The 10,027-nt window shown below is 46.3% G+C and carries 9 protein-coding genes; 3 read left to right on the forward strand and 6 right to left on the reverse strand.

Features of this window, described 5'->3' with window-relative positions:
• Positions 1-104 precede the first annotated feature (104 nt).
• Together C7B77_RS15355 and C7B77_RS30040 are read right to left on the reverse strand one after the other, a co-directional pair.
• On the reverse strand, positions 105-2,900 hold the full coding sequence (locus C7B77_RS15355) for a CBS domain-containing protein (RefSeq protein ID WP_106306432.1): 2,796 nt from the start codon (positions 2,898-2,900) through the stop codon (positions 105-107).
• Positions 2,901-3,068: 168 nt separating this feature from the next.
• Positions 3,069-3,212, reverse strand: a complete 144-nt coding sequence (locus C7B77_RS30040) for a hypothetical protein (protein ID WP_181243875.1) — start codon at positions 3,210-3,212, stop codon at positions 3,069-3,071.
• A 227-nt stretch (positions 3,213-3,439) separates the two neighbouring features.
• On the opposite strand from C7B77_RS30040, the gene C7B77_RS15360 reads away from it, so the two are divergent.
• Positions 3,440-4,351 (forward strand): EamA family transporter, encoded by a 912-nt coding sequence (locus tag C7B77_RS15360; protein ID WP_106306435.1) that lies wholly within the window; start codon positions 3,440-3,442, stop codon positions 4,349-4,351.
• 74 nt (positions 4,352-4,425) lie between these two features.
• Here the strand turns inward: C7B77_RS15360 and C7B77_RS15365 are convergent, their stop codons facing one another.
• Together C7B77_RS15365 and C7B77_RS15370 are read right to left on the reverse strand one after the other, a co-directional pair.
• Positions 4,426-4,932 (reverse strand): DUF1993 domain-containing protein, encoded by a 507-nt coding sequence (locus tag C7B77_RS15365; RefSeq protein ID WP_106306438.1) that lies wholly within the window; start codon positions 4,930-4,932, stop codon positions 4,426-4,428.
• Positions 4,933-4,992: 60 nt separating this feature from the next.
• Positions 4,993-6,579: a rhomboid family protein gene (locus C7B77_RS15370; RefSeq protein ID WP_106306441.1), complete on the reverse strand. Its 1,587-nt coding sequence runs from the start codon at positions 6,577-6,579 to the stop codon at positions 4,993-4,995.
• Between the two features lie 94 nt (positions 6,580-6,673).
• Between C7B77_RS15370 and C7B77_RS15375 the strand changes: the two genes are divergently transcribed.
• Positions 6,674-7,084 (forward strand): DUF4332 domain-containing protein, encoded by a 411-nt coding sequence (locus C7B77_RS15375; RefSeq protein WP_106306444.1) that lies wholly within the window; start codon positions 6,674-6,676, stop codon positions 7,082-7,084.
• A gap of 108 nt (positions 7,085-7,192) precedes the next feature.
• Here C7B77_RS15375 and C7B77_RS15380 read toward each other — a convergent pair whose 3' ends face one another.
• Positions 7,193-7,807, reverse strand: coding sequence for a TetR/AcrR family transcriptional regulator (locus tag C7B77_RS15380; protein ID WP_106306447.1), 615 nt, complete (start codon positions 7,805-7,807; stop codon positions 7,193-7,195).
• A 300-nt stretch (positions 7,808-8,107) separates the two neighbouring features.
• Entirely contained in the window at positions 8,108-8,521 is a 414-nt protein-coding gene (locus C7B77_RS15385) for a universal stress protein (protein ID WP_106306450.1), read from the reverse strand.
• A gap of 230 nt (positions 8,522-8,751) precedes the next feature.
• On the opposite strand from C7B77_RS15385, the gene C7B77_RS15390 reads away from it, so the two are divergent.
• Positions 8,752-9,954, forward strand: a complete 1,203-nt coding sequence (locus C7B77_RS15390) for a phosphoglycerate kinase (protein ID WP_106306453.1) — start codon at positions 8,752-8,754, stop codon at positions 9,952-9,954.
• The last annotated feature ends 73 nt before the right edge of the window (positions 9,955-10,027 follow it).

Here is a 10,027-nt window from a genome sequence, read left to right on the forward strand (position 1 = left end):
CCTTGGCTCTGAGTAGCTGAATTAGTAGCTGTAACTGCTTTCCAACCTGGATTTTAGCCTTTATTCCGCAACCCCTAACTAGATTTACGCCGTCTGGTACTAGATTAATTATTCCTTTTAATAAAGGCTTCGGCAGTATCTCGATCGATAACTACTCCATCCAAAGTTGCTGCCAACAAATTATCTAATATTTGGCGATATTGGGGGCCTGGTTTGTAACCCAATCGGCGCAGATCGTTGCCAGTTAATGGCGGTTGAATATGCGCCCATACTGTCAAATATCGCCAAATTTGACGACGAATATTTCTGTTGCGACACCGCACGGCAATTAAAATTAGCATCGATAAATCGAATTGCTTTAATAATTGCACCACTTGACTGATACGATCGAATGTTGGCAGTGAGGAAAGGATTTGCGTTTGCGATCGATCTAAATTCGCTAACCGCTCGATAACATCTTCAGGTAATTGGAGATTTTTGGCGACTGGCTGTCGAAATTGGGGGGCAATCGCAGCAATAATTGTTTCTAATCGTAATTGCCAGTGAATGAGTTGTGGCTGATGTTGGCTGTGTGTAACGTCGAATCTTTGCAGACATCGTTCTAATAACTGAAGTTGGCGGACTAATTCCGGCTCTAATTTCAGCGTCGAATGTATGCACTGCAACGCACCCAAGTCAGATAATAACTCTAAAGCCGATCGCCAATAAGGTGCTTGGAGGAGATATTTTAATTCGGTTTTGAGTCGGGTTTGGAGGGCGGGAGTTTTGGGGTTTGCTTGGGCGGTGCGATCGTAAACGCCGCTATTAATGGCATATCGAATATAATCTGTGGTTTGAGTTTCGAGGTGAAAACCCAAGCGAATTGCAAATCTCACCCCTCGAAAAATCCGCGTTGGATCTTCGATAAAACTATTGGGATGTAAAACGCGAATTTGTTGGGTTTGTAAATCGCCGACGCCACCAAAAAAATCTAGTAGTGGCGGTGTTGTTGCTGCTGTCAGGCGCAATGCCATCGCATTGATCGTAAAGTCGCGACGGTACAAATCTTGCCGAATCGAACTCGCCTCGACTTCGGGATTCGCGGCGGGATAAGGATAAAATTCCGTGCGCGCGGTGGCAATATCGATGCCTAGCGAGTCAAATTCAGGATCCTCGTGCCATAACAAAGCCGCAGTCTGAAATGCACCGTGAATATCTAACCGCGCCGCTGGGTAAAATTCCTGAAGTGCGGTAGCAAGTTTCACCCCCGCGCCAACATCGGCGGCTTGATGAAAGCCATCGACTACCAAGTCGATATCTTTGATTAATAAACTGCCTGTTTCCGATAGCAATAAATCGCGCACGGCACCGCCGACGAGATACAGATGCCAGCCCCATTGCTCGGCAAATTGGGCGGCTTTCATCAACAATTCCCATTGTTGCGGTGCGAGCTGGGTTTGCAATTGGTGGAGATTTGATGGGGGGGAAATCTTCCGAGTTGTTGGAGTTGTTGCGGAGATCTTTACCCCACCCCAGCCCTCCCCTTGGAAAGGGGAGGGGGTAAGAGTACTGTTGGTTTCTTTGATGGTTTTGTGCGGGTGATGTAGATGAGAGCGCAGAACATCGGTACGCGTGACAATGCCTACCAACTTGCCATCGGCTAGCACTGGCAATCTGCCGATATCATAAGTCACCATCAAGTCTTCTATTTCTGGCAGGGTGGTATCGGGTGCGATCGTGCGTACCTGATTTGTCATGTAGCCTTTGACTGGCGCGTGACTGAAACCATGATGCAAAGCGATATCGAGATCGCGGCGAGAAATAATGCCGACTAATCGATCCGATCGATCGTCTGCTGGTGCATCGACGATCGGTAAACCAGAGTGCCCATAGCGGAGTAAAATCCGTTGTGCCTCGGCAATTGTCGTATCCGAGCGGATCGTGCGAATCGGGGCAGACATGAGATCTCTAGCCGTCAGCGGCTGCGGAATTGCCGCTAAAATCGCCGCTAATAGCCGATCGAGTGTCTTTTTGACATCGATACCCCGCAGGCTTGCCGAAGCGGCTCCAGCGTGCCCCCCGCCGCCGATCGCGCCAAATAATTCTCGCAGATCCACTTCGGGAATTTGCGATCGACCGATAATCGTCACCCGATTGTCACCATCTGCCGCCACAACTTCATGAACTAGCACTACAACATCGAGTTCCGAGTCGATGTTTTGAATCTGCGATACCAGACTAGACAATCCCGGTACGAATTTTTCGGTTGCCAGCCGCACCCAGCCGAGCTTTTTCCCACCTACCGACGCAGACTGCATCTCCTTGAGAGCCACCTGCAATAATGCTTGCAACTGCGGCGACAGTCCCGGCTCCACATACTCACTGACTACCGCCAAATCTGCCCCTTGCTGCATCAGCCAACCTAACGCTAGTGCATCCCGTGGCGTGCTCATTTCAAACGTCAGCGAGCCAGTATCCACATGAATGCCCAAAGCCATCACCGTCGCTTCCGCGCTCGTCAGTGCAGTATTTGCCCGCTGCAATCGTTCGACAATTAACGTCGTCGTTGCCCCTACAGGCTCGATCTCCACCCGCGTTGCCGGAATATCGGAGACTTGCCCCAAATGATGGTCGTAAACTACAATCTCCCGCAGATCGGCTAAATCTAACCATTCCGCCGCCTTGCCCACGCGATCGCGTTGTTGGGCATCGACGAGACTTACCGAGCGGATTGCCTCTGGCACCACCGAACGCCGCTCCAGCAATGGATACTCATCCCGATACAATGCCAAAAAATCCCTCACCGTCGGATGCGCGCCACCAGTCAGCACGATTCTACTCCCAGGTAACAATCGCGCCAACCCCACCGCCGCCCCTAACGTGTCAAAGTCTGCTGTCGTATGGCACAGAATTAAATGCATACCAGGATTTACAGGATTTACAAGATTTACAGGATTAGGCTATCGGTGCTAAGTTGTATCTCTTAACGCCAAGCAGGATTTAGAGGATTTTCAGGACTTGTAACATTAGGCTATCGGTGCAAACCGATGTCTTCTCACCCCTAAAGCCTAAAGCCTAAAGCCTAACCCCTAACGATTCGTCCGCCGATCCTGCTCTCGTCGTTGTCGATCGCGCCAACCCGATAAAGTTAGATAGACTATCCCCAAAGTCACAACAATCAGTAGCCCAAAAGCCGCAGTGCCTAAAACCGGAATTAATTTAGTAGTGTCCATCGATCGCGATTGATATCGAAAAATTATCTAAGTCAATTCTACTACTATTCTCAGTTTGCCGAGCTTGACCACTGTGATAGCATAAGATTAGTAATTAAAAATTGTGAGTATAAATTTAGCTAAAGACTAAGCGCGAATAGAAGACAATTTGTTATCTTCAGTCATTGGGGACAGGGTGAGACACCCACCACATCTTTGATGTCTTCTGCTTAGTCTTAGCTGTCTGCATGTGGATTCAATACGCTTTATTCAGCTCATTTTTATGGGCATTCGTTCATATTCTCGACGAGCATTGTGTAGATAAGATTTTTAGTAAGCCGTGGTTGGGAGTTGTTACCAGTTCTGGTATTTCGGCTGGAATCTTCTTACTATTGCCGCTATTAAATATCCCGATTGTCATTCCGCGTTGGGATTTATTAGCTATCTGTTTGGCTACTGGAGCAATTATCCAGCTCAGTCAATATTTCTATTTTCGAGCATTAGATGGTAGTGATTCTGGGACTGTTTCAGCCTACTGGAATCTCACGCCAATTTTTCTACTGATTATTAGCTATTGGCTGTTTGGTTATTTCATCACGGCAAATAACTATATCGGTATTGCCTTGTTAATAACTGCCTCGATCGGCTTATGTTCGATCGATACATTTAGCAGTCGTTGGCATACGCTCTATCTGATGTCGATCGCTTCTGGATTGCTGACAATTGTGATGACGATCGAGAAATATATCTTCGATCGGACTGACTTTTTTGGAGCTTTTTTAAGTATCACGACTGGGATAATTATCAGTGGTTTGGCTTGTTTGACGATCGAAGAAGTTCGCTTAACTCTATGGCGAGACTTACCCAAAATTAAACAGGCTCTGCCCATATTTATCGCGATCGAGTTACTTAATTTAGTCGCGCTCTATACCGGACAACTTGCCGTAAAATTAGGGGTACCAGTATTAGTCTCGGCGATCGAAGCTTCTACGCCTGCTTATGCTTTTGGATTATCGTTATTAATTGCGATCTTTCAACGACGGCTCGATTCTCCTACCGAGCGGCTTCGCCAACGAGAAACCAATCGCAAGTTACCGCTGAAATGGGGTTTTGTTGGTTTGATGATCGTGGGTGTCTGGTTGCTTGGCGCAACCGGATAAAGTGAGATCCAAAAAAATCAGGGTAGGGGCAATTCATCAATTGCCCCTACCCTGATTTTTTTGGTAGCTAGTATCTATGGCTTGCCCAGAAAATCTATTTTGCCTAGCTCTACTCCAGAATGTCGGAGAATATTATAGGCAGTTGTCGCGTGGAAATAGAGATTAGGTAAGATAAACGTAGCTAGATAAGGCATTCCTTCAAATTCGATCGTGTGTTTGCCGATAGGTAAGCTAATATGCTTGTGCTCGGTACCATCGATTTGGGCTGGAGTTATCGTTTCTAAATAAGCGATGGTATTCTTGAGTCGATCGATTAATTGCTGGAAAGTTGTTTCGTCATCAACCATTGAGGGTGCTTCTACGCTAGCGAGTCTGGCTAATCCTTTTCTGGTGATATCGGAAGCAATTTGGATTTGTTTGCTCAATGGGTACATATCCGGATAAAGGCGGCTATTAATCAGTACCGATGGGTCGATTTTTTTGGCTTCGGCATGAGCATCACCTTTCTGGAGAATATTAATTAGGTTGTGCAAGCATCTCATTACTGGCGGTACAGATGCTTGGTACATGGAAATAGTCATAGTTTATTTCGATCGCTAAAGAAATCTGCGATCGTATTATCTCCCAATTTTGTTAATTTCTTATGAAGAAGGCAATCGTGGTAGCTCTTTAGTCGGCAATCCGAGCAACATTAACCCTACTAAAAATCCGATAATTAGCCCCGAGAAATGACCGACAATGCTGGTATGGCCGTTGGTGAGATCGAACACGAGTTGAAAACCGACGCTAAATAGTACTGCCTGAAATTGCCGTCCCGCAGCAGCCACTTTGGCTTGTCGCCAACCGCGCAAATGAATCGCCCCCATGGCACCTAACATGCCCATAATCGCTCCCGATGCACCGACGGTAATATGGGGAACTGTCATCCATCTGATATCGATGTATGTAATTACTGCCATCGAACCCAGTCCCGCCACTAAGTAAGCAAACAGATATTTCCAAGTACCGAGTCGATATTCGACAAATTTGCCCAAATAGAGCAATGCCAACATATTCATCCCCAAGTGCAAAATGCCCATGTGGAGGAAGTTTGCAGTAATAATCCGCCACCATTGCCCTGTAACCACTAGCGTTGCAGCCAATCCGCCCCACGGAATAAATGTAAAATCTTTGTCCCCAATTCTAGATTGCCAAAATAGTTCGGCACAGAAGACCAGCACATTAATCGCGATGATAACGTTGGTGACTGGAGTGGGGGCATCATTGGGCGTCACCGAGCTATAGCCAGCATCTTGGATGACTGTGGTTTCCATCTGGGCAACAGTTTCCCAGTCATAGGATGTGAGTTTGTCTAAATTGGGTAATGGTTGGGACAATCGCCACGCAATATCCTGTTGAATGCAGCTATCTGCCGTCGCCTGTTTGAGTTGTCTTAATTCTTTCTTGGCAGGATCGTGTTTACCTGCGGCTAATTCTGCCGTGCCAATCCAAAATTGATGTACTTCGGTTGGGTACATCGATAGTAAGCTTTGACATGCCAAAATAACGGCATCCACGCGCCCACAATAGGCAAGAATGTACATTTTGAGTAGATTCAAATATTGCGTGTTAAGCTGACGATCGCGATCGAGTTTGGCTACCTCCGCAATACACCGCCGCAAATCTCCAGTTTCGGCAAATGCCCGCAAGTAATAAACTAAAGTTGTCGATCGATCGAGTTGCAATTGTTCTGGAGTCAGTCGCTGTTGTCCCCAATCGATATACTCTTGCCACCGATCGGTAGAACGATATAATAGTGCGGTTGCCGACCTGCCGATTTCCGTGCGCTCGCTAGATCGAGATCGAGCAAATATCTCCCCAGCGGCCTCTAGTTGCCCCGTCTGAGCTAGGGAAAGACCTTTGAGTAGGCGGTGATAACTCCACATGCCATCAGTCGGTACGACCCATCTGAGCCACTTAGCGAACCGACTAGCTGCTGTGTATTGCGAGTTAATCACTAACGATTCGAGTTGGCGCATCAACAAGATCGGTACCAAGATTGCCACAACCCACGCGCCTAGTCCTACCTTGGCCATCAGATCTGGCCTAAAATAGAAACTTGTCGATAAGAGTATCAACACGATCGCTGCCGAAATTTTGATGCTGGAACTACTCCGCGATGTGGGAAATACGATCGCCAGACAAGAAAAAATCGCAATCTGAATGAAAACAATACTAGTGAAGTCCATTAGAACTCGATCGTGGCTATTTACTGAGTATCTACCATGTTAGCGAGGTTTTGTATTTTCGATCGCTCTGTAATATTCTCTCACCCTACTCCAGATGATTTGCGATTGGTCGATTGGCGATTTACCAGGCTTAAACAAGTCTGAATCCGCCCAACTTCAACAACTTGGCATTACTACCACCAGACAACTCTTGCAAATCGCTCCCGATGCAGCTACCAAGCAGCAATTAGCGATTAGTTTGGGTACTAAAATTCAGTATGTTAACAAACTTGTCGCTCTTGCAGATTTGTCCCGGTTGGCTGGGGTTGGTTGTCAATATAACGGCTTACTACTTCATACTGGGATCGTCTCAGTCAGACAATTATCCCAAATGCCCGCCCACAAACTGCATCAACAATTACTCAGGCTGCACGTAGCGACATTGCAACGGCGCGATCTCTGTCCCGATCTCGCCCAAGTTCAAAGTTGGATTAAGCAAGCAATGGAATTAGGGAGTAGTGAATAGTGAATAGTGAATAGTGGATAGTGAATAGTGAACTGACAACGATCTTTCGATCCTAAAGCCTAAAGCCTAAAGCCTAAAGCCTAAAGCCTAAAGCCTAAAGCCTACCCCTTACTTCTTAGCTAATACTCCATTCAAAAAAATATCTGCCAATCCTTCCGCCATTTCTTTCATTTCTTGGGGACTGGCACCTGGTTGAGTTATCGTTTCGTGACTGAAGCCAGCAACGACAAACATCCCTAAAAATACTTGAGCGATTACCCGTGGATTCATCCGCCGATAGACACCACGATCCATTGCCGTGAGAAAAAATGCTTCGGCAACATCGGTCATTTTGACAATTACTTCTGATTGAATTCGATCGCGCAAATCTGGATGAAATTGGACTTCCATAAAACAGACGCGCATCATGTCATAGTTTTCGCCCAATCGCAGCATTCGTTTGTACATCATTTGCGAGATCGCTTCATAGCTAGCCATCTCGCTCAATTCTGTTAACAAATCTGTCAATAATTCTACCCAGCCTCGGGTGGCTACTTCTACTAAAATTGCTTTTTTGTTAGCAAAATGTCTAAACAAAGTACCTTCGGCAATTCCAGCTTTTTCGGCTAATTCCTTGGTACTAGTGCCATCATAACCATGACGGGCAAACAGTTTTTGAGCGGCTTGAATAATTTTCTCATGGGTATTTAGTTCTGTCTTCTGTCTGCTATGAAATATCTGCATACATACATACCCAGCACGATCGAATGCTTGTTGAATGGATCTCTACATTATTGTAGTCAAATTCATTATTTACTCATTACTTCATAGTTCGTTGGAGATAGTTACGCCACTTTACATTCTCGATCGATTTCTCGATCTTAACTTTAGGTTTCTTCATGAAAAGCGGGGAGCGGGGGGTGGATGGGTGGATGGGTGGATGGGTGGATGTAATGATTGTCCTTTCTTCGTCAACAAGGCAGCGTCGCTGCCCATTACCCATTACCCATTACCCATTACCCATTACCCATTACCCATTACCCATTACGGAACCACCAAAACCGGACAAGGTGCAAGTGCAATCGTCCTACTAGCGACGCTTTCAGCGGCATGTTCGAGATCGACACCGATGCCGCGACTACCCATGACGATCAGATTGACATTGAGTTCGTCGGCAACATCGCAGATGGTAAAAGCAGGTTTGCCTTCGCGTTGGATAATTTCGGCATCGATCCCGCGCTTGGCAAATAGAGCTTGAGCGGAATGCAGCAATCGATCGACAGCATCTGGAGATTGCATCACGGGGTCTTCGAGCACCTCTGCATCGAGATCTGGAGTCTCTACTACAGATAATAAGATCAATTCGCTTTGATACTTTTGAACCAGATCGATCGCAACAGCGATCGCTTCTTGGGCTTCACGAGAGCGATCGAGGGGGAATAGGATTTTGTTAAACATATACTGAGGCTAAATAATCCGACTTTTATCCTCTTACTACCCTATTTTCGATCGCCAGTCTCAAGTTTATAAAAATTGGTTACAAATCTACACGGGTTTTCCGGTAGAATTGGGAAACGGCAGAGCTAAATGTTTTCTTTAATACAGTAAGACTATTCGGTATTACTACTTTTCTCGGCTTAAATATATCAAAACAAAATTAACCACGATCGTTTTAAGGAGTTTAACCAGTGTCCAAGAAGTCCATTGCCAGTCTATCCGCTGCCGATCTCACAGGCAAGCGCGTCCTCGTCCGTGCCGATTTTAACGTTCCCGTAGACGATGCTGGTAATATCACCGATGATACCCGGATTCGTGCCGCTCTACCCACCATCCAAGACCTGACTGATAAAGGTGCTAAAGTCATCCTCAGCAGCCACTTCGGTCGTCCCAAAGGCGTCGATGAGAAATTACGCCTGACTCCCGTTGCCAAGCGGTTGTCGGAGCTACTAGGCCAAGATGTGGTTGCATGTAAGGACTGCATCGGCGATGAAGTCGCCAGCCAAATCGCGGCGATGAGCAATGGACAAGTTGCACTACTCGAAAACGTCCGTTTCTACCCTGAAGAAGAGAAAAACGATCCTGAATTTGCTAAAAAGTTAGCTGCTAACGCCGACTTATATGTCAACGATGCTTTCGGTACCGCTCACCGCGCGCACGCTTCCACAGAAGGTGTTACCAAATATTTGAGTCCTTCGGTAGCTGGTTACTTGATCGAAAAAGAATTGGAATATCTCCAAAACGCGATCGAAAAACCCCAAGCTCCTTTGGCGGCGATCGTTGGTGGTTCTAAAGTATCGAGTAAAATCGGCGTCATCGAAACATTACTCGACAAGTGCGACAAATTATTCCTCGGTGGTGGGATGATTTTCACCTTCTACAAAGCACGCGGTTTGAATGTAGGTAACTCGTTAGTTGAAGACGATAAATTAGAACTCGCACGCGCACTTGAAGCTAAAGCTAAAGAACGCGGCGTCGAACTTTTATTACCTACTGATGTAGTCGTCGCCGATAAATTCTCGGCTGAAGCAAATACTCAAATCGTCGATGTCAACAACATCCCCGATGGTTGGATGGGATTGGATATCGGCCCCGATTCGATTAAAGTATTCCAAGCTGCTTTAGCTGATTGTAAGACTGTAATTTGGAACGGCCCCATGGGTGTATTTGAAATCGATAAATTTGCTGCTGGTACGTTTGCCGTAGCGGATACTTTGGCTCAAATCTCCAAGTCTGGTGCGATTACGATCATCGGTGGTGGCGACTCGGTAGCTGCTGTGGAAAAAGCTAATTTAGCCGACCAAATGAGCCACATTTCCACTGGTGGTGGTGCTTCCCTAGAGTTACTCGAAGGTAAAGTTTTACCTGGTATTGCTGCATTAGATGAAGCTTAGATAAATTACTCGATCGACTCATCTATCCAAAGTTTCTAAAACTAAAAACCGAGCCAGCGAATATCTATTGGCT

The sequence above is a fragment of the Chamaesiphon polymorphus CCALA 037 genome (assembly GCF_003003845.1).
GTDB classification, from domain to species: Bacteria; Cyanobacteriota; Cyanobacteriia; order Cyanobacteriales; family Chamaesiphonaceae; genus Chamaesiphon; species Chamaesiphon polymorphus.